22 protein-coding genes are annotated in these 24,838 nt (G+C 62.6%); 19 read left to right on the forward strand and 3 right to left on the reverse strand.

The genetic code is table 11. The features are described from left to right. Nucleotides 1–28: 28 nt before the first annotated feature. The 16 genes from mdh (at nucleotide 29) to pal (ending at nucleotide 15,409) form a co-directional block, all read left to right on the forward strand. A complete protein-coding gene (mdh, locus tag I6A82_RS01340) occupies nucleotides 29–991 on the forward strand; it encodes a malate dehydrogenase (protein ID WP_198093416.1) in 963 nt (320 codons plus the stop codon). Next, complete coding sequence (locus I6A82_RS01345) at nucleotides 984–1,484, forward strand: hypothetical protein (protein ID WP_198093417.1); 501 nt, start codon at nucleotides 984–986, stop codon at nucleotides 1,482–1,484. The genes mdh and I6A82_RS01345 overlap by 8 nt, the downstream gene beginning before the upstream one ends. Next, nucleotides 1,484–2,371: a succinate--CoA ligase subunit alpha gene (sucD, locus tag I6A82_RS01350; protein ID WP_187334687.1), complete on the forward strand. Its 888-nt coding sequence runs from the start codon at nucleotides 1,484–1,486 to the stop codon at nucleotides 2,369–2,371. Before I6A82_RS01345 ends, sucD begins: the two co-directional genes overlap by 1 nt. 80 nt (nucleotides 2,372–2,451) lie before the next feature. Beyond that, nucleotides 2,452–5,277 carry a 2-oxoglutarate dehydrogenase E1 component gene (locus I6A82_RS01355; RefSeq protein WP_198093418.1) on the forward strand — a complete coding sequence of 942 codons (2,826 nt, stop codon included), beginning with the start codon at nucleotides 2,452–2,454 and terminating at the stop codon, nucleotides 5,275–5,277. 67 nt (nucleotides 5,278–5,344) lie between these two features. Then, on the forward strand, nucleotides 5,345–6,616 hold the full coding sequence (gene odhB, locus I6A82_RS01360; RefSeq protein WP_198093419.1) for a 2-oxoglutarate dehydrogenase complex dihydrolipoyllysine-residue succinyltransferase: 1,272 nt from the start codon (nucleotides 5,345–5,347) through the stop codon (nucleotides 6,614–6,616). Between the two features lie 105 nt (nucleotides 6,617–6,721). After that, nucleotides 6,722–8,128, forward strand: a complete 1,407-nt coding sequence (lpdA, locus tag I6A82_RS01365) for a dihydrolipoyl dehydrogenase (protein ID WP_198093420.1) — start codon at nucleotides 6,722–6,724, stop codon at nucleotides 8,126–8,128. Nucleotides 8,129–8,208: 80 nt separating this feature from the next. After that, nucleotides 8,209–8,859, forward strand: a complete 651-nt coding sequence (locus I6A82_RS01370) for a trimeric intracellular cation channel family protein (protein ID WP_198093421.1) — start codon at nucleotides 8,209–8,211, stop codon at nucleotides 8,857–8,859. Between the two features lie 45 nt (nucleotides 8,860–8,904). After that, nucleotides 8,905–9,501, forward strand: a complete 597-nt coding sequence (gene ruvA / locus I6A82_RS01375; protein ID WP_198093422.1) for a Holliday junction branch migration protein RuvA — start codon at nucleotides 8,905–8,907, stop codon at nucleotides 9,499–9,501. Beyond that, a complete protein-coding gene (locus I6A82_RS01380; protein WP_198093423.1) occupies nucleotides 9,498–9,830 on the forward strand; it encodes an antibiotic biosynthesis monooxygenase family protein in 333 nt (110 codons plus the stop codon). Before ruvA ends, I6A82_RS01380 begins: the two co-directional genes overlap by 4 nt. Continuing rightward, on the forward strand, nucleotides 9,827–10,855 hold the full coding sequence (gene ruvB / locus I6A82_RS01385; protein WP_198093424.1) for a Holliday junction branch migration DNA helicase RuvB: 1,029 nt from the start codon (nucleotides 9,827–9,829) through the stop codon (nucleotides 10,853–10,855). The genes I6A82_RS01380 and ruvB overlap by 4 nt, the downstream gene beginning before the upstream one ends. Nucleotides 10,856–10,865: 10 nt before the next feature. After that, a complete protein-coding gene (gene ybgC, locus I6A82_RS01390; protein WP_198093425.1) occupies nucleotides 10,866–11,327 on the forward strand; it encodes a tol-pal system-associated acyl-CoA thioesterase in 462 nt (153 codons plus the stop codon). 34 nt (nucleotides 11,328–11,361) lie between these two features. Then, nucleotides 11,362–12,036 (forward strand): protein TolQ, encoded by a 675-nt coding sequence (gene tolQ / locus I6A82_RS01395; RefSeq protein ID WP_198095435.1) that lies wholly within the window; start codon nucleotides 11,362–11,364, stop codon nucleotides 12,034–12,036. Further along, on the forward strand, nucleotides 12,036–12,494 hold the full coding sequence (locus I6A82_RS01400; protein ID WP_187334699.1) for an ExbD/TolR family protein: 459 nt from the start codon (nucleotides 12,036–12,038) through the stop codon (nucleotides 12,492–12,494). Before tolQ ends, I6A82_RS01400 begins: the two co-directional genes overlap by 1 nt. 13 nt (nucleotides 12,495–12,507) lie before the next feature. Continuing rightward, a complete protein-coding gene (locus tag I6A82_RS01405) occupies nucleotides 12,508–13,443 on the forward strand; it encodes a cell envelope biogenesis protein TolA (protein WP_198093426.1) in 936 nt (311 codons plus the stop codon). Beyond that, complete coding sequence (gene tolB, locus I6A82_RS01410; RefSeq protein ID WP_198093427.1) at nucleotides 13,440–14,777, forward strand: Tol-Pal system beta propeller repeat protein TolB; 1,338 nt, start codon at nucleotides 13,440–13,442, stop codon at nucleotides 14,775–14,777. Before I6A82_RS01405 ends, tolB begins: the two co-directional genes overlap by 4 nt. A gap of 77 nt (nucleotides 14,778–14,854) precedes the next feature. Next, nucleotides 14,855–15,409: a peptidoglycan-associated lipoprotein Pal gene (gene pal, locus I6A82_RS01415; protein WP_425498166.1), complete on the forward strand. Its 555-nt coding sequence runs from the start codon at nucleotides 14,855–14,857 to the stop codon at nucleotides 15,407–15,409. Between the two features lie 171 nt (nucleotides 15,410–15,580). Here pal and I6A82_RS01420 read toward each other — a convergent pair whose 3' ends face one another. Continuing rightward, nucleotides 15,581–15,880 carry a hypothetical protein gene (locus tag I6A82_RS01420; protein WP_198093428.1) on the reverse strand — a complete coding sequence of 100 codons (300 nt, stop codon included), beginning with the start codon at nucleotides 15,878–15,880 and terminating at the stop codon, nucleotides 15,581–15,583. 44 nt (nucleotides 15,881–15,924) lie between these two features. Next, on the reverse strand, nucleotides 15,925–18,861 hold the full coding sequence (locus I6A82_RS01425) for a M16 family metallopeptidase (protein ID WP_198093429.1): 2,937 nt from the start codon (nucleotides 18,859–18,861) through the stop codon (nucleotides 15,925–15,927). Nucleotides 18,862–19,163: 302 nt separating this feature from the next. Between I6A82_RS01425 and I6A82_RS01430 the strand changes: the two genes are divergently transcribed. From I6A82_RS01430 to clpB, 3 genes are all read left to right on the forward strand, one after another. Then, nucleotides 19,164–20,123 (forward strand): hypothetical protein, encoded by a 960-nt coding sequence (locus I6A82_RS01430; RefSeq protein ID WP_198093430.1) that lies wholly within the window; start codon nucleotides 19,164–19,166, stop codon nucleotides 20,121–20,123. Continuing rightward, complete coding sequence (locus I6A82_RS01435; protein ID WP_198093431.1) at nucleotides 20,120–21,358, forward strand: hypothetical protein; 1,239 nt, start codon at nucleotides 20,120–20,122, stop codon at nucleotides 21,356–21,358. The genes I6A82_RS01430 and I6A82_RS01435 overlap by 4 nt, the downstream gene beginning before the upstream one ends. Before the next feature lie 107 nt (nucleotides 21,359–21,465). After that, the gene (clpB, locus tag I6A82_RS01440) at nucleotides 21,466–24,045 is read left to right on the forward strand and encodes an ATP-dependent chaperone ClpB (RefSeq protein ID WP_198093432.1); all 2,580 of its coding nucleotides are present in this window, start codon (nucleotides 21,466–21,468) and stop codon (nucleotides 24,043–24,045) included. 31 nt (nucleotides 24,046–24,076) lie between these two features. Here the strand turns inward: clpB and I6A82_RS01445 are convergent, their stop codons facing one another. Next, nucleotides 24,077–24,781: a 2OG-Fe(II) oxygenase gene (locus I6A82_RS01445; RefSeq protein WP_198093433.1), complete on the reverse strand. Its 705-nt coding sequence runs from the start codon at nucleotides 24,779–24,781 to the stop codon at nucleotides 24,077–24,079. Nucleotides 24,782–24,838 lie beyond the last annotated feature (57 nt).

A 24,838-nucleotide genomic window follows, 5' to 3' on the forward strand; every position in this document is an offset into this window, starting at 1 on the left:
GCGCATGACATCCTCAAAGGAGACACCCATGGCCCGCAAGAAAATCGCGATGATCGGTTCCGGCATGATCGGCGGTACGCTCGCCCATCTCGCCGCAATGAAGGAGCTGGGCGACGTCGTCCTGTTCGACATCGCCGAGGGTATGCCGTCGGGCAAGGCGCTCGATCTCGCTCAGGCGGCGCCGGTCGAAGGCTATGATTCGAACCTGAAGGGCACCAGCGATTATGCCGATATCGCGGGCGCCGATGTCTGCATCGTCACCGCCGGCATCCCGCGCAAGCCGGGGATGAGCCGCGACGATCTGCTGGAAACCAATCTCAAGGTCATGAAGGCCGTTGGTGAGGGCATCAAGACCCACGCGCCGGACGCCTTTGTCATTTGCATCACCAACCCGCTCGACGCGATGGTCTGGGCGCTGCGCGAATTTTCGGGACTGGACCAGAAGAAGGTCGTCGGCATGGCCGGTGTCCTCGATTCGGCCCGCTTCCGCCATTTCCTCGCTGAGGAGTTCGACGTGAGCGTGGAAGACGTCACCGCCTTCGTGCTCGGCGGCCATGGCGACACCATGGTTCCGGTGGCGCAGTACAGCACCGTCGCCGGCATTCCGGTGCCCGACCTTATCAAGATGGGCTGGTCCACGCAGGAAAAGATCGACGCGATCATCGCCCGCACCCGTTCGGGTGGCGGCGAGATCGTGAAACTGCTCGGCAATGGCAGCGCATTCTATGCGCCCGCCACCAGCGCGATCATGATGGCCGAGAGCTATCTGAAGGACAAGAAGCGCGTCCTGCCCGCCGCGGCCCACCTTACCGGCCAATATGGCGTCGACGATCTCTATGTCGGCGTGCCGGTGGTGATCGGTGCCAACGGCGTCGAGCGCATCGTCGAGATCGAGTTGGACGAGGAAGCCAAGAAGGGTTTCCAGGTCAGCGTCGACGCGGTCAAGGAACTGAAGGACGTCTGCAAGGGCATGGATGGCGCCCTTGCTTAAGCGTTTCGCCCTCCCCGCGGTGGCAGCGACGGCTGCACTCGCAGTGCCAGCTTCTGCACAGCTGAAGCCGGCCAGCGAGGCACATATTGCCGCTGCGACCGCGCAGTGTCTCGCGGCGACCACGGCGGAGGGCATCGATACCGATATTATCGAAAGTGCTGGCTGGGAAGCCGCAACCGCCAGCAAAGATGGCAAGGCTATCGCGATGCCGCTCAGCATTTACGGCGCAAGCGGAAATGACGCGATGATCATGACGGGCCGTAAAGGCGAAGCTGCCAACAAGGTCTGCATAGTAATGGCGCGCATGGGCAAGCTGAAGGAATATGATGCCCTGGCCTCGGCCATGTCCGCTCGATACGGCAAGCCGCTTAAGGTCGAGGGCGGTAAACGGATCTGGTCCGCTGACGGCAAAATAATTCAAATGGATGCAACCGGGTCGCGCGAGAAGCCGTCCGTCCGCATCGCCACTATGGCAGTTTCGGGAGCTAAATAATGTCCATCCTCGTAGACAAGAATACCAAGGTCCTTACGCAGGGCATGACCGGATCGACCGGCACCTTTCACACCGAACAGGCGCTGGCTTACGGCACGCAGATGGTTGCCGGTGTCACGCCCGGTAAGGGCGGAACAGAGCATATCGGCCTGCCCGTTTTCGACAGCGTTGCCGAAGCGCGCGACAAGACCGGTGCGGACGCGAGCGTTATCTACGTGCCGCCGAAGTTCGCCGCCGCCTCCATCATCGAAGCGATCGAGGCGGAAATCCCGCTGATCGTGGCGATTACCGAAGGCATTCCGGTGCTCGACATGGTGAAGGTGAAGGGCAAGCTGGAAGGCTCCAAATCGCGCCTCATCGGCCCGAACTGCCCCGGCGTTCTGACGCCGAACGAATGCAAGATCGGCATCATGCCCGGCTCCATCTTCAAAAAGGGTTCGGTCGGCGTCGTTTCGCGTTCGGGCACGCTCACCTATGAAGCGGTGGCGCAGACCACCGCGGCTGGCCTCGGCCAGTCGACCGCGGTCGGCATCGGCGGCGATCCGGTGAACGGCACCAACTTCATCGACATGCTCGAGATGTTCCTGGCCGACGATGAAACCAAGTCGATCATCATGATCGGCGAAATCGGCGGCAGCGCGGAAGAAGAAGCCGCGCAGTTCCTCGCCGACGAGAAGAAAAAGGGCCGGTGGAAGCCGACTGTCGGCTTCATCGCAGGCCGCACGGCGCCTCCGGGCCGCCGCATGGGCCATGCCGGTGCGATCGTCTCCGGCGGCCAGGGCGGCGCGGAAGACAAGATCGCCGCGATGCAGGAAGCAGGCATCACCGTCTCCCCCTCGCCCAGCGAGCTGGGCACCACGCTGGCAGGACTGCTTGCCGACGCCTGAAACCAGGCGCGGCTTTAAGAGCGGGGGCAACCGTCTCTAATCCGGATGCGATTTTATCCGGGAACGAAGAAAGAGTGATCATGGGCGTAGAAGGCCAGACGTTCGAAACCGGACAGGAACCGCGCGAGGGGCCGAGCTGGCAGCGGTCGAACTGGCCGCTCGATGTTGCCGATGATCTGAACGCGGCGCTTGACCCCACCCGTATGGCGGTGGAGGTCAAGGCTGCTGCCGAAGCCAAGGGCAAAACCCTGTCCGGCGCCGAGATTGAGAAGGCAGCCGGCGATTCGATTCGCGCGATGATGTTGATCCGCACATACCGTGTGCGCGGTCACCTCGCCTCCAATCTCGATCCGCTGGGCCTGTCGCACCGCGATCTGCCGGGCGATCTCGATCCCGAATATCACGGCTTCTCGAAGGACGATCTGGACCGCGAGATTTATCTCGGCGGCAATCTCGGCTTCGAATATGGCACGATCCGTGAGCTCGTGGAGGTCCTTCGCGCCAACTACTGCGGGCCGGTGGGCCTTGAATATATGCACATCTCCGACATCGAGGAGCGCCGCTTTCTGCAGGAGCGCCTTGAAGGCAAGGAGAACGCGATCAGCTTCACCGCCGAGGGCAAGCGCGCGATCCTGAACAAGGTGATTCAGGGCGAGCAGTTCGAAAATTTTCTCGGCAAGAAATATGTCGGTACCAAGCGCTTCGGGCTGGACGGCGGCGAGGCGATGTTGCCGGCGCTGGAAGCGGTCATCAAATATGGCGGCCAGTACGGCATTCGCGAAATTGTGTACGGCATGGCCCATCGTGGCCGCCTCAACATCCTCGCCAATGTGATGGCCAAGCCCTACCGGGTCATCTTCCACGAATTCCATGGCGGCACGGCCAACCCGCAGGATGTGGGCGGCTCGGGCGATGTGAAATATCACCTCGGCACCAGCACGGACCGTGAATTTGACGGCATTACCGTGCACATGTCGCTGGTTCCCAACCCATCGCACCTGGAAGCGGTGGACCCTGTCGTGCTCGGCAAGGTACGCGCACAGCAGGTGATGCGGCAGGACGATGCGAAGCATGAGCAGGTGCTGCCCGTGCTCATTCACGGCGATGCGGCCTTTGCCGGTCAGGGCATTGTCTGGGAGACGCTCAGCTTCTCCGGCATCCGCGGTTACAACACCGGCGGCTGCATCCATTTCGTGATCAACAACCAGATCGGCTTCACCACCAGCCCGCAATTTGCGCGCTCCTCGCCCTATCCGAGCGATGTTGCCAAGGGCGTGCAGGCGCCGATCTTCCATGTGAACGGCGACGATCCGGAAGCGGTCACCTATGCCTGCAAGATGGCAATCGAGTTCCGCCAGCATTTCGGCCGCGATATCGTGATCGACATGTGGTGCTATCGCCGCTTCGGCCACAATGAAGGCGATGAGCCGAGCTTCACCCAGCCGCTGATGTACAAGGCGATCAAGTCCCACCCCAAGGTAAGCAAGATCTACGCCGAACGCCTGGCCGAAGAAGGCGTGATCGACGCCAATTGGGTGGATGAGACCACGCGCTCTTACACCGATCATCTGCAAGCCGAATTCGACGCCGCCGAGAGCTATAAGCCCAATCGGGCGGACTGGTTCGGTGGGCGCTGGTCCGGTCTTCATGTTCCGCCGGATAACGAGACCGCCCGCCGCGGTGTCGAGAGCGGGATCGAGCGCAAGCTGTTCGATTCGCTCGGCCGAAAACTGACTGAGGTTCCCGGCGATCTGAATATCCACAAGACGCTCGGCCGCATCCTCGATGCCAAAAAGGCGATGTTCGAGAGCGGCGAGAATTTCGACTGGGCGACCGGTGAAGCGCTGGCATTCGGTTCGCTGCTTTCGGAAGGCTATGGCGTGCGTCTGTCCGGTCAGGACTCCGGTCGCGGCACTTTCAGCCAGCGCCATGCCGTCTGGATCGACCAGGAAAATGAGAGCAAGTACACGCCGCTCAGCCAGGTTCCGCATGGACGGTTCGACGTGCTCGACAGCCCGCTGTCCGAATATGGCGTGCTCGGCTTCGAATATGGCTACGCCCTGGCGGACCCCAAGGCGCTGGTGATGTGGGAAGCGCAGTTCGGCGATTTCGCCAATGGCGCGCAGATCACGATCGATCAGTTCATCGCCAGCGGAGAGGCCAAATGGCTGCGTGCCAATGGCCTCGTGATGCTGCTGCCGCATGGATATGAGGGGCAGGGCCCCGAGCACAGCTCGGCACGGCCCGAACGCTTCCTGCAGCTGTGCGCGGAAGACAATATGCAGGTGTGCAACATCACCACGCCGGCCAATTACTTCCATGTGCTGCGCCGCCAGATGCTGCGCAATTTCCGCAAGCCGCTCATTATCATGACGCCGAAGTCGCTGCTGCGGCACAAGATGGCGGTGTCCAACCGCGAGGAGTTCCTGGGCGATCAGCACTTCATGCGGATCAAGTCCGACACCAGCCCGCCTGCCGATGAGAAGATCAAGCGCCTCGTGCTGTGCACCGGTAAGGTAGCCTTTGATCTGATCGAGGCGCGCGATGCAGCGGGTGACGATACCACCTCCATCGTGCGGATCGAGCAGCTTTATCCCTTCCCCGGCGAGCCGCTGACGGTGCGTCTCAAGCGCATGACCAATCTGGAAACGGTGGTCTGGGCTCAGGAAGAGCCGAAGAACCAGGGCTATTGGAAGTTCGTAGAGCCCTATCTGGAGCAGTGCCTGCAGGACAGCGACGTAGCGCCGCAGCGTGCGACTTATGCCGGCCGCGATGCCTCTGCTTCCCCCGCCACCGGCCTCGCCTCCCGCCACAAGGAACAGCAGCAGCGGCTGATTGCCGCAGCGCTGGGCCATGACGGCAAGGAAGATCTGGAACTGAACCCCAAGGACAAGCTGCGAAACTGATCCGCAGCCGATCCTCCCACTATCCGGCCAGCTTCGCGCTCGGCCAGCGCAAGGACGAAGAGAGACCATGTCCCAAGACGTCAAAGTACCCACCCTCGGCGAATCGATCACCGAAGCCACCATCGGCGAATGGCTGAAGCAGCCCGGCGACCGCGTGGAGATGGACGAGCCCATCGCCAGCCTGGAAACCGACAAGGTTGCCGTGGAAGTGCCCTCGCCCGTGGCTGGCACGATCGGCGAATTGCTGGCCGAGGTGGGTGACACGGTAGAAGTCGATGCGGTGATCGCGCGGATCGAGGACGGCGATGCGCCGGCCACCTCGCCCGCCCCGCAGAAGGACAGCGCTCCCAAGGCCAAGAAGGCCGATGATGAGGCCGTCGAAAAGTCCGAAGAACCCGATCCCGATTTCGCCGCGAAGGAAGAGGGCGCAGGCAATGGCGATTCGCCGCCGCTCTCTCCCTCCGTGCGAAAGCTGGTGCTGGAACACGGTGTTGATCCCACCAAGATTAAGGGCAGCGGCAAGGACGGTCGCCTGACGCGCGAAGACGTGTTGGAAGCCGCCAAGTCGGGTAAGGCCAAAAAGGCCGACGATGCGCCTGCCAGCGAAACGCCCGCCCCCTCCGGCAGCGGCGGACCGTCGCGCAAGGAAGAGCGCCAGCGCATGACGCGCCTGCGCCAGACCATCGCCAAGCGCCTGAAGTCCGCGCAGAACGAGAACGCGCTGCTCACCACGTTCAACGACGTGGACATGACCGCGGTCATGGAAACGCGCGCGAAGTACAAGGACCTGTTCGCCAAGAAACACGACGTGCGCCTCGGCTTCATGGGCTTCTTCATCAAGGCCGCCTGCCTTGCCGCGCGCGACGTTCCCTCGGTCAACGCCCGGATCGACGGCGATGAGATCGTCTATCACGATTATGTCGACGTCTCGGTCGCGGTGTCGGCGCCCAACGGCCTCGTGGTGCCGGTGATCCGCAATGCGGAAAGCCTGAGCTTTGCCGAGATCGAAAAGACCATCGGCGATTTCGGCCAGCGCGCCAAGGCGGGCAAGCTGACCATGGACGAGATGCAGGGCGGAACCTTCACCATCTCGAACGGCGGCGTCTTCGGTTCGCTGATGTCGACCCCGATCGTGAATCCGCCACAGGCCGCCGTGCTTGGCCTGCACCGGATCGAGGAACGCCCGGTCGTGATCAACGGCGAGATCGTCGCCCGTCCGATGATGTATCTGGCGCTCACCTATGACCACCGTCTGATCGACGGACGCGAGGCGGTGACCTATCTGGTGCGCATCAAGGAAGCGATTGAGGATCCGGCCCGGATGCTCATCGACCTGTAAGAACATATTCCCGTCCGGGGCGAGCTTGTCTGCGCCCGGACATAGAGCGGATGATATTGTGTAAATGCAGCCCTTCGACAGGCTCGGGGCGAACGGAGTGCTGAAATGAGCGATTCCAATTACGACTATGATGTCCTCGTGATCGGCGCGGGCCCAGGTGGTTATGTCGCGGCCATCCGCGCGGCGCAGCTGGGCCTGAAAACCGCCTGTGCGGAGAGCCGCGAGACGCTGGGCGGCACCTGTCTCAATGTCGGCTGCATTCCATCGAAGGCGATGCTGCACGCCTCCGAATATTTTGACGCGGCGGCCAACGGCACGTTCGCAAAGCTCGGCATCAAGGTGAAGCCGGAGCTGGACCTCGACACCATGCACGGCCAGCGCCGCGACGCGGTGAAGCAGCTGACCGGCGGCATCGAATATCTGTTCAAGAAGAACAAGGTGGACTGGAAGAAGGGCCGCGCCAGCTTCCAGGACGCGCACACCGTCAAGGTGGGCGAGGAAACCGTGACGGCAAAGAACGTCATCATCGCCACCGGTTCGTCCGTCACGCCGCTGCCCGGCGTCGAAGTCGATAATGATGGCGCCATCGTGGTGGATTCCACTGGCGCGCTGGAATTGCCCAAGGTGCCCGAGCACATGGTCGTCATCGGCGGCGGCGTGATCGGTCTGGAGCTCGGCAGCGTTTGGCGCCGGCTTGGCGCGAAGGTGACGGTCGTCGAATATCTGGACCAGATCCTGCCCGGTTTCGACGGCGACATCCGCAAGGAAGCCAACAAGATTTTCAAGAAGCAGGGTTTCGAATACAAGCTTTCTACCAAGGTGACCGGCGTCGAGGTCAATGGCGACAAGGCCACCGTCACCGTGGAACCGGCCAAGGGCGGCGACGCGGAAACGATCGAGGCCGATGCGGTGCTCGTATCGATCGGACGCCGACCCAACACCGACGGCCTGAACCTCGATGCCATTGGCCTCAAGACCAACGAGCGTGGCCAGATCGAGGTGAACGAAGAATTCCAGACCGCCGTCGACGGCGTCTGGGCGATCGGCGACTGTGTGCCGGGCCTGATGCTCGCCCACAAGGCCGAGGATGAGGGCATCGCCTGCGCCGATAATATCGCAGGGAACACCGGCATCGTGAACCACGCGATCATCCCGTCGGTCGTCTATACTTGGCCGGAAATCGCCGGCGTCGGCCTGACGGAAGAAGCGGCCAAGGAAGCCGGCCACGAAGTGAAGGTCGGCAAATTCCCGATGATGGCCAATTCGCGCGCCAAGACCAATCACGAGCCGGACGGTTCGGTAAAGGTGATCGCCGATGCCGAGACGGACCGCGTGCTCGGCATATGGTGCATCGCCTCGGTTGCCGGCACGATGATCGCGCAAGCTGCACAGGCGATGGAATTTGGTGCGACAAGCGAGGATATCGCGCTCACCTGCCACGCCCATCCGACGCATTCGGAGGCGATGAAGGAAGCCGCCATGGCCGTGCGAGAGAAGCCGATCCACATCTGAGCGCATTCTCCCCGGCCATCTTCGGCCTGACGAAGAAATTGACGGTTGAGCCCGGCCGCGCTGCCGCCTAGGCGGCGCGGATGGACGCAGGCGGCATATTACCCAATTTCGAGATCGGCCCGATGCTGTCGGCGCTGGACCTGCTCGGCATCGCGGTTTTCGCGGCGTCCGGTGCGTTGGCCGCAGCGCAGAAGGGCCAGACGCTCGTCACCTTCAGCTTCTTCGCGCTCGTCACCGGCGTTGGCGGAGGCACCGTGCGCGATCTTCTGATTGGCGCGCCAGTGTTCTGGATCGTCGACAATAATGTCCTTTATGCCATCGCCGTAGTGGTCGCGCTGATCTGGATTACGCCGCAGACATGGTGGCGGGCGAGTACGCTAGACTGGTTCGATGCGATCGGTCTGGCCGTCTATTCGGTCTACGGCGCCGCCAAGGCGATCGAATATGGCATAAATCCCATCCCCGCCGCGCTGATGGGTATCATTACTGCCTGCGTGGGCGGCGTTATCCGCGACGTTCTGGCGGGCGAACCGTCGATCATCCTTCGCCCCGAAATCTACGTTACAGCCGCCGCGCTCGCGTCCAGCCTGTTTGTCATACTCAAACTGCTCGGCATGGACACGCCGATCGCCGCGATCGTAGCGGCGCTGGCCGGCTTCATGCTGCGCGGCGCAGCGATCCATTTCGGATGGTCGCTCCCCGCCTATCGCGGCAACACCCCCGAAGTATAAGATCAACGCTGGCATGCCCGCCCGCGCGCCGTTAGGGAACAAAGCATGATCGCGAAACTCAGTGGACGGATCGACGCGGCGGGGGCCGACCATCTGGTGATCGACGTGGGCGGCGTGGGCTATCTCGTCCACGCCTCCGCACGCACCATCACCGCCATCGGCGCGGTAGGAGAGGCCGCCTCCGTCCACACCGAGATGCAGGTGAGCGAGAACGACATGCGCCTCATCGGCTTCACCAGCGCGGCGGAGCGAGACTGGTTTCGCCTGCTCGTGGGCGTACAGGGCGTAGGCTCCAAGGTGGCGCTCGCCATCCTGTCCGCGCTGGAACTGGACGAACTGAAGCGCGCCATCGGTTCGGACGATGCCGCGATGGTGGCGCGCGCCAACGGTGTTGGGCCAAAGCTTGCCAAGCGCATCGTCAACGAACTGCGCGATAAGGCCGGTGCCATTCCCGGCGGCCCAGCCGGCAGCGCCCCCATCCCCGCTGGATCACACAGCGCCGATGCGGTCAGCGCGCTGCAGAATCTGGGTTTCAAACCTGCCGAAGCATCTCGCGCCGTCGCTGCGGCTGCGGACGATCTGGGCGACGACGCAAGCCTCGACGCGCTGGTGCGTCTCGCCCTAAAGAAGGCTGCAAAGTGAATGAGACGGACGAACGTGCGATGAGCTATTCGGTGATCTGGGAATATTTCGTGCCAGAAGATCGGCGCGCGGACTTTGAGGCGGCCTATGGCGGCACCGGCCCCTGGGTCGATCTGTTCGAGGAGGCCGAAGGCTTTCTCGGCACCTGGCTGCTGCGCGACAAGGAGCATCAGGGCCGCTATCTCAGCCACGACCGCTGGGCCAACCGAGCGGCCTATGACAGCTTCAAGCGCGCCTTCGCCGAGCGATACGAAGAGCTGGACCGCCAGCTGGACGGCCTTTCCACGCGCGAAAACTATATTGGTGCCTATGATGAGGTCGCCGGTTGAGCGAACCCGCCCCCCTCCTTTCCGCCGAGCGTCAGCCGGACGATCCGGATGCGGCGCTGCGGCCCAAGTCGCTCGATGATTTTGTCGGGCAGCGGCAGGCGCGCGAGAATTTGCGGGTGTTCATCGAGGCGGCGAAATCGCGCTCCGAGGCGATGGACCATGTGTTGTTCTTCGGTCCGCCAGGCCTCGGCAAGACCACGCTGGCGCAGATCGTGGCGCGCGAACTGGGCGTGGGGTTCCGCGCCACCAGCGGACCCGTGATCGCGAAATCCGGCGACCTCGCAGCGCTGCTCACCAATCTGGAAGAGGGCGATGTCCTCTTCATCGACGAGATTCATCGGCTCAACCCCGTGGTGGAGGAAGTGTTGTACCCCGCGATGGAGGATCGCTGCCTCGATCTGATTATCGGCGAGGGCCCCTCGGCGCGCAGCGTGAGGATCGATCTGCCCGCCTTCACTCTGGTGGGCGCAACAACACGGCAGGGGCTTCTGACCACGCCGCTGCGCGATCGCTTCGGCATTCCGGTGCGGCTCAACTTCTACACGGTGGAAGAGTTGCAACGCGTGGTTACGCGCGCCGCCTCGCTTCTGAACCTGCCGATTGCCCCGGATGGTGCGGCGGAAATCGCCAAGCGCGCCCGCGGCACGCCGCGCGTTGCCGGACGGTTGCTGCGACGCGTGCGCGATTTCGCCAATGTGCTTGGCGAGCACGAAGTTACCGCCAAGGTGGCTGACGAGGCTTTGACCCGGTTGGAGGTGGACTCGCTCGGTCTCGATGCGATGGACCGGCGTTATCTCCACATGATCGCAGACATCTATCGCGGCGGGCCGGTGGGCGTGGAGACGCTGGCGGCAGGGCTTTCCGAACCGCGCGACACGATTGAGGACGTGATCGAGCCCTATCTCATCCAGCTCGGCCTGATCGCACGCACCGCGCGGGGCCGCTGCCTCAACGGGCGCGGCTGGACGCATCTGGGACTCGCCCCGCCGCAGGGCAGTGCGACGCAGGACGGGCTGTTCGACTAAGGTCGGTCCCATGCAGGATGCACCCTATCACGGCCATTTCATAGGCCCCGAACATCGCTTCGCGATCCGCGTCTATTTCGAGGACACGGACTTTTCCGGCGTTGTCTACCACGCCAATTATCTGCGCTTCTTCGAGCGGGCACGGTCCGACATGCTGCGCGTTGCCGGCATTGATCAGGCCGCCGCGCACGAGGCTGGCACCGGCGTTTATGCCGTTGCGGCGATGGACCTGAAATTCCGCGCGCCCGCCCATTTCGACGATGCGCTATTGATCCGCAGCCATGTCACCGCTGTGCGCGGGGCAAGCTGCGTGATCGCACAGCGTCTGTTCAGGGACGATCTGTTGCTGTGCGAGGCGAGCGTGACCGCCGCATTCGTTTCGCCTTCGGGCCGTCCCACCCGGCAACCGAAGGATTGGCTTGCCATATACGAGGCGCTAATGGCCGACACCGATCCACTGGAAGAGCGCTGATTTGACCTCCCTTTCTCTCCTCACCTCCACCGCGATGGCCACCGCCGGTTTTTCGCCGATCGGGCTGTTTCTGCAGGCCGATATCGTCGTCAAAGCCGTGATTATCGGCCTGATCCTGGCCAGCATCTGGACCTGGGCGATCATCATCTCCTTCGTCGTGCGTATGGGCAGCATCCGCCGCAAGACGAAGGAATTCGAACGCGAGTTCTGGAAGACCGAGGACATCGACGGCTTCGTCAAGGCGCGCACCAAGAACAAGCTGCCGATCGCGCAGGTTCTGGCGAGCGCGGTGACGGAATGGCGCCATTCGACCAGCGGCAAGCGGATCGACCGGGAGGGCACGCGCGAGCGCTTGGGCGCCGTCATGAACACCACCATCGCGCATGAAATCGACAAGCTGTCCGAGCGTCTGAACTTCCTTGCCACCACCGGGTCTGTCGCCCCTTTTGTCGGGCTGTTCGGCACAGTCTGGGGCATCATGCGCAGCTTCACCGCCATCGCGGCCGAGCAGAACAGCACGCTCGCCGTGGTCGCGCCGGGCATTGCGGAGGCCCTGTTCGCCACCGCCATCGGCCTGTTTGCCGCGATCCCCGCCGTCATTGCCTATAATCGCTTCGCGCACCGGCTGAACCAGCATGAGGCGCGGCTCGGGCGTTTCGCCGACGGGTTCCACGCAACGCTCAGCCGTGAGCTGGAGAAAGACGCCTGATGGCGATGCAACTGGGCAATGGGCGGGGCGGATCGCGGCGGCGGGGCCGCGGCGGACAGCGTGCGCCGCTGGCCGAGATCAACGTCACGCCGCTGGTCGACGTCATGCTGGTGCTGCTGATCATCTTCATGGTGACGGCACCGCTATTGGTGACGGGCGTGCCGGTCGAACTGCCCGAAAGCCGCGCGAACGCGATCGAACAGCCCGAAGAACCGATCGAGATCTCGATCGATTCCTCCGGCATCGTCTATATCGGCGAGGATGCGGTCAGCACCACCGAGCTGCCCGGACGGCTCGAAGCCCTGGCCGCCGCGCCCGGTGCGGACGAGCGTGCCGTCATCCTGCGCGGTGACAAGAATATCGATTATGGCGCGATGATGAGCGTGATGGGCGAACTGAACCGCGCCGGGCTGAATTCGATCAGCCTGGTCACCACGGGTTCAGGCGCGCAGCCATAGCCCGATCAGCGGGATGCAGAGGGCAGAAAAAATCGGGCTGGGAATCGCGGTTGCAGGGCATGTCGCCCTGTTCGCCGCGCTGTCGCTTGGCTTGTTTTCCGCCGATGAGCCACCCGTCCCGAAGCCTGATCCCGTCCAGGTCTCGCTGATCGGCGAAGTGGCGCCCCTCGCCGCCGCGCCCGAGATCAACAGCGAGGCCCCTGCCCCCGCTCCCGCCGACGAGATCGGCGATCCGCTGGAGGCGGCGGCGGAGCCTTTGCCGCAGATGGACGCGCCCGCGCCGGTGACGCAGACCGAACCCGCACCGCCGCGCGCCGAGCCGAAGCCGGTGCCGAAACCCGATCCCAAGCCGGCCCCGAAGCCGAAACCTGCGCCCAAGGCGAAGGAAAAGCAGAAGCCCGAGCCCAAGAAGGCGGAGCCGAAGCAAGCGGAAACCAAGAAGGCCGAACCCAAGAAAGCCGAAGCCAAGCCCGCAGCGAAATCGGCTTCCAAGAAGGAGGCCAAACCCGCCCCCGCGAAGGCGAGTAACGGCAGCCAGGCCAGCGCCAGCCGTTCGCGCAGCTTTGCCGACAGCCTGCGCGGGTCGATCGGCACCGACGGCAAGTCCGACAAGCCGGTCGCCGCCGCCTATAGCGAGACCACCCGCCGCCAGATCGACGTCAGCATCAAGGGCGAGATCGCGCCCTATTGGAAACGGAATGTACCGACGGGCGTCGATATCGATCAGCTGCGCACGGTCCTTCGGATCACGCTCAACAAGGACGGTAGCCTTGCAGGCACGCCCAAAGTGATCAGCCAGACCGGCAAGACCGCGAGCAACGAGCCGCAGCAGAAGCTGCATATCGAACGGGCAATCAAATCGGTGCGGCAGGCTGCGCCGTTCAAGCTTCCGGCAGAATATTATGATAACTGGAAATCATGGGACCTGACGTTCAGAACGGATATATGAAGACATTAGCCCGCCACATCATCCGCGCCGCGCTGCTCTCAGCCGCCACGCTCTTCCCCGCCGCCGCCATGGCGCAGCAGAGCGAGGACATTGTCGCCGACGCGCAGCAGAACGACACCATCATCGCGATTCCCGCCTTCGCCACCGATGCGGATCGGCCGACCGATGCCTATTCCACCGCTGATCTTGGCCGCAGGATTGCCGCGGTCATCACGGCGGATCTGCGCAACAACGGGCTATTTACGCCGCGCGGGCCGGATCAGGTGCGCTCGATCGGCTACAATGAAGTCACCGCGCCGCAATTTCCGGGCTGGCGGAACATCAACGCGGAGGTGTTGGTGCAGGGCTTCGTGCGCGCCGCCAATCCCAACGAAATCACCGTCGGCTGCTATCTCTACGACGTTGGCTTGGGCAGCGAACTTTCGCGTCAGGGCTATGTCGTGCCGGCCCGCGACTGGCGGCGCGCCGCGCACAAATGCTCGGACATCATTTATTCGCGGCTGACCGGCGAACAGCCCTTTTTCGATAGCCGCATTGCTTATATTGCCGAGAGCGGACCGAAGAATAACCGGCGCAAGCAGCTTGCCGTGATGGATTCGGACGGTGCGAACCACCGTATCCTTACCAGTGGCGGCGCAACGGCGCTGACGCCGCGCTTTTCGCCCAATTATCAGTCGATCCTCTATCTCAGTTATGTCGACGGCAATCCGCGCATCTACATCTATGATATCGGCAGCGGAAAGCAGCGGCTGGTGACGCAGAGCTCGAACGCCACTTTCGCGCCCCGCTGGTCCCCCGACGGTCGCACCATCCTTTATTCGATGGCGGTGAACGGCAATACGGACGTCTACAAGATCTCCGCGGATGGCGGCACGCCGGTGCGGTTGACCACGGCACCCGGCATCGATGTCGGCGGCAGCTTTTCGCCCGATGGCAGACAGATCGTGTTCGAAAGCGATCGTTCGGGCAGTCAGCAGATCTATGTGATGAACGCGGACGGATCGAACCAGCGCCGCATCAGCTTCGGCAGCGGCCGCTACGCCACGCCTGAATGGAGCCCGCGCGGAGACCTGATCGCGTTCACCAAGATCGCCGGGAACCTGCGCATCGGCGTGATCCGCCCGGACGGTAGCGGCGAGCGACTGCTGACCGACAGCTGGCAGGACGAGGCACCCACCTGGGCCCCCAATGGCCGCGTGATCCAGTTCTTCCGCACTGCGCAAGGTTCGGGCGACGCATCGATCTGGCAGGTGGATGTCGCCGGCGCGAACGAGCGCAAGCTGCCCACCCCCGGCAGTGGATCGGACCCGGCATGGGGCCCGATCCGTCCTTGAACACCGACTTGTTCCTACAACGCCCCGTTGCCAGTGGCGGCGCGGAGGCCCAGCACCAGCCACAGGAGAACAGAGGGATGATGACCAACCGTAACCGGATAATCCTGCTCGCCGCGGCGGGGACCTTGGCGCTTGGCGCGTGCGCGAAGAAGGCACCGCCGGAGCTACCGCCGGCCCCGCTCAACGAAGGCAATGGCTACGATCAGAACGCCGGCGCTTACGATCCCAATGCGAACAACGGCAATGCAGGCGCTTACACGCCGGGCGGACCGGGCAGCCAGGAAGACTTCGTCCGCTCCGTGGCCGGGGACCGCGTGTTCTTCGACACCGACGAATATAATATCGATGCGCAGGATGCGGCAACGCTGCGGAGCCAAGCCGAATGGCTGCAGCAGTACCCCAATGTCACGGTGGTCGTCGAAGGCCATGCCGACGAGCGCGGCACGCGCGATTACAACCTGGCTCTGGGCGAGCGCCGCGCTACCGCGGCTGCGAACTATCTCGCCTCGCTCGGCGTTGCGCGTAATCGCATTCGCACGATCAGCTACGGCAAGGAGCGCCCGCAGGAACTCGGCTCCAACCCGCAGGCCTGGGCGCAAAATCGCCGCGCCGTGACGGTAACGGTGCGCTGAAGTAGATAGACCCGCACCTCAAAACCGTAAGTCCTGAGCTTGTCGAAGGACGTCTCTCGCCGGGGCTAAACGCCCTTCGACAGGCTCAGGGCTCCGGATTTTTTGAGAACCGCGACAAAAAAGGGCCGCCCCATCGGGACGGCCCTTTTTTTGTTCGAAGGCGAAAAGGCCTCAGGCCTTGCGCTCGCCCGACAGCGGCATTTCGCCGAACGCGCCAGCCTTGACCGTACCGGTCATGCTGTCGCCATCGACGGTTGCCTTGTTGTCGAGCGTCATTGGCATGGGGCTGGTGATGTCCATCGACCAGATCAGCGTATCGCCTTCCACCTTGCCGCTGACATCGTCCGAACCGAGCGTGCCGGACATTGCACCGGTAAAGGTATCGCCGCTGCTGTTCACGACCAGATCGGATTTCTGATCGCCCATCGGGGTCTTCACGGTGATCGCCCAGGTGCCGTCCACATTCGCCATTAAAAAATCTCCTGATATTAAGTTCGTTGCGTTGATAGAACGAATTACTCGCCAGAGGTTTCCATCGGTGCGCCGGCTTCTTCCACGGCTTCCGGATCGAACCCGCGATACTCGACAGGCAGGCCGATGTCAGCCAACTGCGGCTGAATTTTGGCGGCATCGCCGACGATCAGCCAGGTTAGCTTGGGCACATTCAATGCCTTGCGCATCGCAGCGTCCAGCTCCGGTGCGGTCAGCGCCTGATAACGCTGCGCCAGCGTATCGGCATAATCGAGCGGCCGATCGTAGAGCACGTCGGACTGCATCTGGTTGAGGACCGCATTGGACTGTTCGAAATTGCCGGCCAGCTCCAGCGTGTTTCCGGTGATGGTGCGCTGCAGCTCTTCCGGCGTTACGCCGTTCGCGCCGTTGAACGCATTCATCTGCATGATCAGCTGCTTGACCGACGGGCCGGTTTGGTTGGTCTGCACGGGAGCATAGACCATCATCGGCACCTGTTCTTCGGGGCGCTGCAGGAACGTGAAAGCGCCATAGGCCCAGCCCTTGTCTTCACGCAGATCCATGTTGATACGGCTGAGGAAGTCCCCGCCCAGCACTTCATTCGCGGCCGTCAGCGGCAGCAGATCGTCGGTGCCTTTGGCGTCGAGAACCTCACCCGCCAGGATCAGCGACTGCGGCGAATTGGGGCGGTTGATGACGATGATCTTGCCCTGATCGGACGCCATCGGCGCACCGAAGACCTTGGCCGGAGCGGCGGCGCCTGTAGCCTTCCAGTCACCGAACCGCTCTTCAAGCATCGGCTTGATCTCGGCGAGAGTGGTATCGCCGACCACGAAGATTTCCGCCTTGTCCGGGCGCATCCAGCGCTGATGGAAGTTGGCGAGATCCTGGCTGGTAAGCCGCTTCACGACATCGATGTCACCGGTGCCGGTGAAGGGCACGCCATAAGGGTGCTGCGCGCCGTAGAGCATCGGCGGCAGAACGCGGAAAGCCAGGCTCTGCGGCTGGGTGCTCTCCGCCTCGATCCGGGTGACCTGCTGCACGCGCACGCGCTCCAGCTCGTCCGGGTTGAACGCCGGGTTCTTGATGACGTCCGCCATCAGATCGAGCGTGGGGGCGAGATTCGCCTTCATCGCCCGCGCGTTCACCTCGGTGCGATCGAGGCTGGAACCGACGCCGATATTGGCACCCAGCGCTTCCTGTGCTTCCGCAAGGGCGTTCGCATCGAGCGAGGTGGTGCCTTCATCGAGCATCGCCGTCATCAGACCAACGGTACCGAGCGCATCCTTGGGATCGCTGGCATAGCCCGCATCGAAGCTCACCGACACGCGCACCACCGGCAGGGAGCCGCGGCGTGCGAAATAGACCGGAATACCGTTGGAAAGTTTGGTGGTTTCTACCTTGGGGTAATCGAGATCCGGCACGGGGCCAGGCTCGGGGAACTGGCTGCGATCCTGGAAGCTCAGCGGAAGATCGCTCGCCGGCGCGTCCATCCAATCGCCTTCAGGCGCCCGGTAATAGTTCGGGGCAGGCGTCGAACCGTCGCCCACCTTGCCGCCGGCACCGGCAGCGACCTCATCATAAGCCTCGCGCTCGCCCGGCTCCACGACGATCTCGGCATAAGGCCGCGTCATCCATTTGCGGGCCGCAGCCTGCACCTTGGCAGGCGTCATGTTGGCAAGCTGCTCCAGCTGCTTCTTGTAATATTCCGGATCGTCGGAATAGAGCTGCCCCTGTGCCAGCGCAGCGGCCTTGCCGCCGAAGCCGCCGACCTGTTCCAGCCCGGCAATGCGGTTCGCTGCCTCGCTGGTGGCAACGCGCTTCACCTCTTCGGCGGTCGGCCCGTTCTTGATGAAGTCCGCGATGATGGCATCGAGCTGCGCGTTCACGGCTGCCGGATCCTCGCCCGGCTTCACATCCACCTGCACATTCATCATCGAGCCGTGGGTGAAGGGCAGCAGATAGGCAGAGGCCGCAACCGCGCTCTGCTCCCCGCGCACCATCTGGTTGTCGAGCCGCGAGCTGGCGAGACCGCCAAGAACCGAGGCCGCGACATCAAGCGCGGTGAAATCGGGATCGTTGAGGCCGGGCATGGCCCAGTCGCGATAGATCCGCGTGGTCGGCACCTTGTCTTTCAGGACAACCCGCTTGATCGAATCGAAGGTCGGGACCGGAGCGTTGAGCGGCTTCACCGCAGGCCCGCGCGGAATGTTGCCGAACCATTTCTGGACGAGTTGCTTGGCTTCCGCCGTCGTCACGTCGCCCGAAAGCACCAGCACGGAGTTATTAGGTGCGTAGTGATCCTTGAACCAGTTCTGGATGTCTTCCATCGATGCGTTGGAAAGATCTTCCAGCGATCCGATAGTGGAGTGACCATAAGGATGGTCCTCCGGATACAGCAGCTCGGTCTGCTTGTAGGAGACGAGGCCGTAAGGCTGGTTGTCGCCCTGACGCTTCTCGTTCGAGACCACACCAATCTGGTTGTCGAGATTTTCCTTGGTCACCGCGCCGAGCAGATGGCCCATCCGGTCGCTTTCCAGGAACAGTGCGGATTCCAGCGCGGACTTCGGCACCGTCTCGAAATAATTGGTGCGATCGAGCCAGGTGGTGCCGTTGAGATCGGTCGCGCCGATCTTCTTGGTATAACCGAAATAGTCGCCCGGCGCGTTTTCCGAACCGTTGAACATGATATGTTCGAACAGATGGGCATAGCCCGTCTTGCCTTTTGGCTCATTGGCCGAACCGACATCGTACCACACCGAAACGGCAACGATCGGCGCCTTGTGATCTTCGTTCACAATCACGGTGAGGCCGTTGTCGAGCGTGAACTTGGTATAGGGAATGTCGACCTGATCGACCAACTCCTGCACCGGCGCGGCCTGTGCAGCGTAGTTTTCCGGTTTCGCGGTTTGCGCTGCGGCGCTTCCGGCCGCCAGTGCGGCAGTGCAGCTCGCGAGCGCGAGTTTCGTGATCAGACGCATGGATTGTTTCCTTCCCCTTGAACAGCGCGGCGAACGCCGTGCTGGCAACCCGGCCCGACTCGATGACGGCGCCGGGCGGGCCTATCGCCGCGAACGCTATCGCGCTTCGCCGCGGCCTGCCAGTCGGGCAGACGTGAAATAGACCGGCTCCGTATGTTTTTCGACGAACAACGGCGGCTTCCCCCTGTCGCCGGGCCTTACAGGAAAAGACTGTCAAAGTGACAGGTGGGGGATTAAGGCGCCGCCATGTCCTGGGCTCGCCCTACAATCCAGATCATATCCCAAAGCGTTCGCTTCGCGCCATGCTGAGAAACCTGTTTTCGCGCATGCGCACACTGGCCGATTGGATAGGGTCGCCCGAGCGAGCGCGGTTCAGGAATGTCCTGAACTGGATTTTTCTGGCCGGCGTTATCGCCTATCTGTTTTTCCAGTTGAAGCAGATCGGCTGGGCGGAGATCTGGGAAACGCGGCCCACCTCGCCGCTATTCTATCTGTTCGTGCTGCTCGGATATCTCATGCTGCCGTTAGCTGATACGGCGATCTACCGCCACATCTGGAAATCCCCGATTGGCGAGACCTTTGTGGCCTGCTTGCGCAAGCGGATCTACAACAGCGCCTTCGTCGGTTATTCGGGCGAGGTTTTTCTGCTCGTGTGGTCGCGGCAGCGGGTCGATCGCAGCGATGCCCAGCGCGCTCATGAAATCAAGGACACCAATATCCTCTCGGCGCTGGTCTCGAACTACGTGACCGCCGGGCTGCTTCTCTTCCTGTTGATCCGCGGCGGCTTTCGCCATCCGGAGATGCCCTGGTTCGATCTGTGGTCGCTTGCGACGCTTGCGCTGGCCGTGCTCACGCCGATCGCTTTTCTTTTCCGCAACCGGTTCATGGTCCTCTCCAGACATGACAGCTGGACGGTGCTTGCCATTCACGCATTCCGCTTTGCCATGGTGCAGGTGTTCGTGCTGGCGCAGTGGAAGGTAGAACTTACAGCAATCGCCTTTGGCGGGCTGATCTCGCTCCTCGCCGTGCAGATGCTTGTGTCGCGCATTCCGTTCGTGCCGAACCGTGATCTGCTGTTCGTCTCGATCGGCATCGCGCTTTCCAGCTCGATGGCCTTGCCGCAGACGAAGATCGCCAGCCTGCTGGTGACCACCGCAGCGCTTCAGCAGATTCTACATCTTGTCGTCGCGGTCGTAACGTCGTTCGGGATAACCGGCCGCGGGAAGGCGGCCTCCTCCGGCGCCGAGATAGCGACGAAATGATGCGCGTCCTGCTGTGGGCCACCCATTTGCAGACGGATATCCTCGCGCTGGCGCTGCATCTGGATGCCTGTCCGGATGTCGAAATGCTGGTGGTGACGCCCAATCTGTCGACGTTCGCCAAGGAACCCATCGCTGCCGCGTGCCCGATCGCGGCGGCGATGGTTGACCGCGGCGACCCGGACATGCCGGCGCGTGCACGCGCGTTCGCCGCCGATGTGGTGGTGGCGGACAACCATCTGCCACCTCCCGGTCTGGCACCGCGGCTGTTCTACATGTGGCACGGCTTGGGCTGGAAGGCGCGCGGCCGTCTCGATCTCGGGACATTCTATCGCGGCGTAAAGCGCCTGACGGGGATTGATCCGAGACGGCCCAATTCGGCGTTCATGGCGCAATGCTATGGTCCCAACGATCTGCATTGGCGCATCGCCAATTGGGGGCTCGCCGCCGAAAACTGCGTCGAGATCGGCATGCCGTTCTCGGATATCTTGCTGAACCCGCCCTATGATCGACAGTTTCTGGCATCTCGCTACTCCATCGATATTCTGGGACGCCCCACCGTCCTCATGTCGATTACTTGGCATTACGGTGGAATTTTCTCCAACGCCGGCTCGGTCGGACGAACTGTGGGGGGCGTGCTGGGCCGGAACCGGGTCAAAGCCGCCGACATGTCTTTTCTGGACGCCGTCGTCGATACGGTACGTCGAAAAGGCGCCAATCTGTTGCTGTGTCTGCACGATCGCAAACGATACGATCGCAATTTCATCGCCGCGATCGAGACTATTGCGAGCGAGAATTCTTTCATCGAACTGCGCTTCAAGGACGAACACCCCGACAACCTGTCGGACCTTCTGGTGGCGGACGTCATGATTTCCAATCTGTCCTCGTTCCTTTCCTATTATTATGTCCTGGGAAAACCGGCGGTCCATATTCTTCCGGCGCGAGACGGCGATGCGCGGATCGAGCGGCGGATCATGATCCTTTCGCGGTTCAACGTGCGTCTATGGTCGAAAAGCGAGGAAGCGTGGATGCTCGATCCGACCGATGTCGGTGGCGCGATTGCCCGCAACCAGGGCGAAGCGGTTAGCGCCATACGCGAAGCGATCGACGATCGAACCATGGGGGCCGCGCAGACATCGCGGTGGTTGGAGCGCCATACCTGCGCCATCGACGGCTCCGCCTGCGCCCGCTTCAAATATCATCTCGAACAGCTTGCATCGACGCCGCTGCCTTCCTGAATCGTTCGACAAAGCGGTTGCCCGCTTCCGCAAGCGCCTGGCCCGGCAACTTGTGCAGGCCATTCGAAGAATTATCTTCAGGCCGACGCTAGTGGAAGGTGCCGCTCATGAACCTCGAAAAATTTACCGATCGCGCCAAGGGCTTCCTGCAGTCCGCGCAAACCGTCGCCATCCGCGAAAGCCATCAGCGGATCGGCACCGAGCATCTTCTGAAGGCGCTTCTCGAAGACAGCGAAGGCATGGCCGCCGGGCTGATTGCCCGCGCGGGCGGTGATGCCAAGCGCGCGGTGTTCGAAGTCGACAAGGCGCTTGCCAAGAACCCACAGGTTTCCGGCGGCGGTGCGCAGCAGACGCCGGGGCTCGATAATGATGCGGTGCGCGTGCTGGATCAGGCCGAGCAGGTCGCGAAGAAGGCGGGCGATTCCTATGTGACGGTCGAACGGCTGCTGCTCGCGTTGGCGCTGGCCAAGGACACCGCGGCGGGCAAGGCGCTCGACGCTGCCGGCCTCACTCCGCAAGGGCTGAACAGCGCGATCGATGAACTACGCGGCGGCCGCACCGCCGATACCGCCAGCGCGGAAGACCGCTACGATGCGCTGAAGAAATTTGCGCGCGATCTGACCGAGGCGGCGCGCGCCGGCAAGCTCGATCCTGTAATCGGCCGCGACGAGGAAATCCGCCGCACCATACAGATCCTCTCCCGCCGTACCAAGAACAACCCGGCGCTGATCGGCGAACCCGGGGTCGGCAAAACCGCGATCGCCGAAGGCATGGCGCTGCGCATCGCCAATGGCGACGTGCCCGATACGCTGAAGGACCGCCGCCTCCTCGCGCTCGACATGGGGTCGCTGATCGCGGGCGCGAAATATCGCGGCGAGTTCGAGGAACGGCTGAAGGGCGTGCTCGATGAGGTGAAGCAGGCCGAAGGCGAGATCATCCTGTTCATCGACGAGATGCACACGCTGATCGGCGCGGGCAAATCCGAAGGTGCGATGGACGCGGGCAACCTGTTGAAACCAGCGCTCGCGCGCGGCGAACTGCACTGCATCGGCGCGACGACGCTCGACGAATATCGCAAATATATCGAGAAAGACCCGGCCCTGCAGCGGCGGTTCCAGCCCGTGTTCGTGGGCGAGCCGAGCGTGGAAGATACCGTATCGATCCTGCGCGGGATCAAGGAGAAGTACGAGCTGCACCATGGCGTGCGGATCACCGACGGCGCGCTAGTCTCCGCCGCCACCCTCTCCAACCGCTACATCACCGACCGTTTCTTGCCGGACAAAGCCATCGACCTGATGGACGAGGCGGCGAGCCGCATTCGCATGGAAGTGGAGAGCAAGCCTGAGGAGATCGAGGCGCTCGACCGGCGGATCATTCAGCTCAAGATCGAACGCGAAGCGCTGTCGCGTGAAAACGACCAGGCCTCGCGCGATCGTCTAGAAAATCTGGAAGGCGAGCTGGCGCGGCTGGAGGAGGAAAACGACGCCCTTACACTGCGCTGGCAAGCCGAAAAGGACAAGATCGGTGCCGAGGCGAAGCTGAAGGAACAGCTCGATCAGGCACGCATCGAGCTGGAACAGGCGCAGCGCGGCGGCGATCTCGCCCGCGCGGGCGAGCTCAGCTACGGCACGATTCCCGATCTCGAAAAGAAGCTCGCCCAGGCCGGTGAAGCCACCGAAGGCGCGATGCTGCGCGAGGAGGTTACCAGCGAGGATATTGCCGCTGTCGTCGAAAAGTGGACCGGCATTCCGGTGGACCGCATGCTGGAAGGCGAGCGCGAGAAGCTGCTGGAGATGGAGAAGGCGCTGGGCGCCAAGGTAATCGGGCAGGACAATGCGATCGATGCCGTGTCCAAAGCCGTCCGGCGTTCGCGCGCCGGATTGCAGGACCCGAACCGTCCGCTGGGCAGCTTCCTGTTCCTGGGCCCCACCGGCGTCGGCAAGACGGAGCTGACCAAGTCGCTCGCCGAATTCCTATTCGACGATTCCAGCGCCATGGTTCGCATCGACATGAGCGAATATATGGAAAAGCACGCCGTTGCCCGGCTGATCGGCGCGCCTCCGGGCTATGTCGGCTATGAAGAGGGCGGCGCTTTGACCGAAGCCGTGCGCCGCCGCCCCTATCAGGTGATCCTGTTCGACGAGGTGGAGAAGGCGCATAACGACGTCTTCAACGTGCTGTTGCAGGTGCTCGACGACGGACGCCTCACCGACGGCCAGGGCCGCACGGTCGATTTTTCGAACACGCTGATCATTCTGACCTCGAACCTGGGCAGCCAACATCTGTCCAACATGACCGACGAGCAGTCGGTGGACGATGTCGAGCCGCAGGTGATGGAGGTGGTGCGCGATCACTTCCGGCCCGAATTCCTGAACCGGCTGGACGAGATCATCCTGTTCCAGCGCTTGGGCCAGAAACACATGGCCCCGATCGTCGAAATCCAGATTGCCCGCGTCCAGCGCCTGCTGGCGGACCGCAAGGTGACGATCGAGCTTTCGGAGGCGGCCAAAGCCTGGCTGGGCCGCGTGGGGTACGACCCGGTATACGGCGCCCGCCCGCTGCGCCGCGCCGTCCAACGCTATGTCCAGGACCCGCTGGCCGACATGATCCTGCGCGGCGAAGTGCCTGATGGCTCGACGGTAAAGGTGGATGAGGGGGATGGGACGCTGAGATTCGAAGTGGAGTAAGCTGGAACGCACACCTCCCGCGAGAGTAATTTCACTCTCGCAACCAACCTGTAATCGAATAACGCCTTATAGGCGCAGCTTTGCTCACTTCACTTACGCTGTGAAGTCGCGGTACTGCGAAGACATTGAGGCAGTTTATTAGAGGGGTCAGAGCTAACGCTTCATATTCTCGATCTTGCAGTAGCAAAAGACCACCCCACTCCGGCCGCCAAATCGGGTTCAATCCTAAAACGTAAGCTGCGCGCCGCTTCTTGCCTGCTACTGCGTCATCATGACCAGTCAGAAAATCGCCGGGCGAGTAGGCCGTTGCTTGTGCATCGGCAAAGCGGATCGAAGGAACTGCAGTTATTCTCCGCAGAGCATCTCGAGCAGCACCCATCGAGAGGAAATGAGCAAATTCTGATAGGCAGTCGACGCATGCCCTCCTCTCCTCATCCTTGTCCGGGACGCGTATCGCTTCATAACGAAACTGGAAATCATAGCGGGCACCGGCATAAACGGCCTCATCCAATGCCGCCGATTGTACGTCTGACATCGCACTACGTGTCGCCCGGTCGAGTTCCACCAGCTGCTCGCCGCTATTGATCATCTGCCGCCAGTCTTCCCGGACACGCAATTCACCGAAAATCTTTTCCGCGCCGTCATCCGCCAGAAACGGCGCGATACGAACATGTCCCTGCCGCTTATACTGAGCGGCGAGGCGATCCACATCAATATCATCGTGAAGCTCGAACATCCATCAACCCTCAGTTTCCGTCGCCGCCCAACGCGATAGATGTCTTAACCCTTGCTT

Source organism: Novosphingopyxis sp. YJ-S2-01 (genome assembly GCF_016093175.1).
Classification (GTDB): Bacteria; Pseudomonadota; Alphaproteobacteria; order Sphingomonadales; family Sphingomonadaceae; genus Novosphingopyxis; species Novosphingopyxis iocasae.

Coding starts and splice junctions, on each gene's coding strand:
- mdh (WP_198093416.1), top strand. CDS start 29: ATGGCCCGCAAGAAAATCGCGATGATCGGTTCCGGCATGATCGGCGGT.
- sucD (WP_187334687.1), top strand. CDS start 1,484: ATGTCCATCCTCGTAGACAAGAATACCAAGGTCCTTACGCAGGGCATG.
- I6A82_RS01355 (WP_198093418.1), top strand. CDS start 2,452: ATGGGCGTAGAAGGCCAGACGTTCGAAACCGGACAGGAACCGCGCGAG.
- odhB (WP_198093419.1), top strand. CDS start 5,345: ATGTCCCAAGACGTCAAAGTACCCACCCTCGGCGAATCGATCACCGAA.
- lpdA (WP_198093420.1), top strand. CDS start 6,722: ATGAGCGATTCCAATTACGACTATGATGTCCTCGTGATCGGCGCGGGC.
- I6A82_RS01370 (WP_198093421.1), top strand. CDS start 8,209: ATGGACGCAGGCGGCATATTACCCAATTTCGAGATCGGCCCGATGCTG.
- ruvA (WP_198093422.1), top strand. CDS start 8,905: ATGATCGCGAAACTCAGTGGACGGATCGACGCGGCGGGGGCCGACCAT.
- ybgC (WP_198093425.1), top strand. CDS start 10,866: ATGCAGGATGCACCCTATCACGGCCATTTCATAGGCCCCGAACATCGC.
- tolQ (WP_198095435.1), top strand. CDS start 11,362: ATGGCCACCGCCGGTTTTTCGCCGATCGGGCTGTTTCTGCAGGCCGAT.
- I6A82_RS01400 (WP_187334699.1), top strand. CDS start 12,036: ATGGCGATGCAACTGGGCAATGGGCGGGGCGGATCGCGGCGGCGGGGC.
- I6A82_RS01405 (WP_198093426.1), top strand. CDS start 12,508: ATGCAGAGGGCAGAAAAAATCGGGCTGGGAATCGCGGTTGCAGGGCAT.
- tolB (WP_198093427.1), top strand. CDS start 13,440: ATGAAGACATTAGCCCGCCACATCATCCGCGCCGCGCTGCTCTCAGCC.
- pal (WP_425498166.1), top strand. CDS start 14,855: ATGATGACCAACCGTAACCGGATAATCCTGCTCGCCGCGGCGGGGACC.
- I6A82_RS01420 (WP_198093428.1), bottom strand. CDS start 15,880: ATGGCGAATGTGGACGGCACCTGGGCGATCACCGTGAAGACCCCGATG.
- I6A82_RS01425 (WP_198093429.1), bottom strand. CDS start 18,861: ATGCGTCTGATCACGAAACTCGCGCTCGCGAGCTGCACTGCCGCACTG.
- I6A82_RS01430 (WP_198093430.1), top strand. CDS start 19,164: ATGCTGAGAAACCTGTTTTCGCGCATGCGCACACTGGCCGATTGGATA.
- I6A82_RS01435 (WP_198093431.1), top strand. CDS start 20,120: ATGATGCGCGTCCTGCTGTGGGCCACCCATTTGCAGACGGATATCCTC.
- clpB (WP_198093432.1), top strand. CDS start 21,466: ATGAACCTCGAAAAATTTACCGATCGCGCCAAGGGCTTCCTGCAGTCC.
- I6A82_RS01445 (WP_198093433.1), bottom strand. CDS start 24,781: ATGTTCGAGCTTCACGATGATATTGATGTGGATCGCCTCGCCGCTCAG.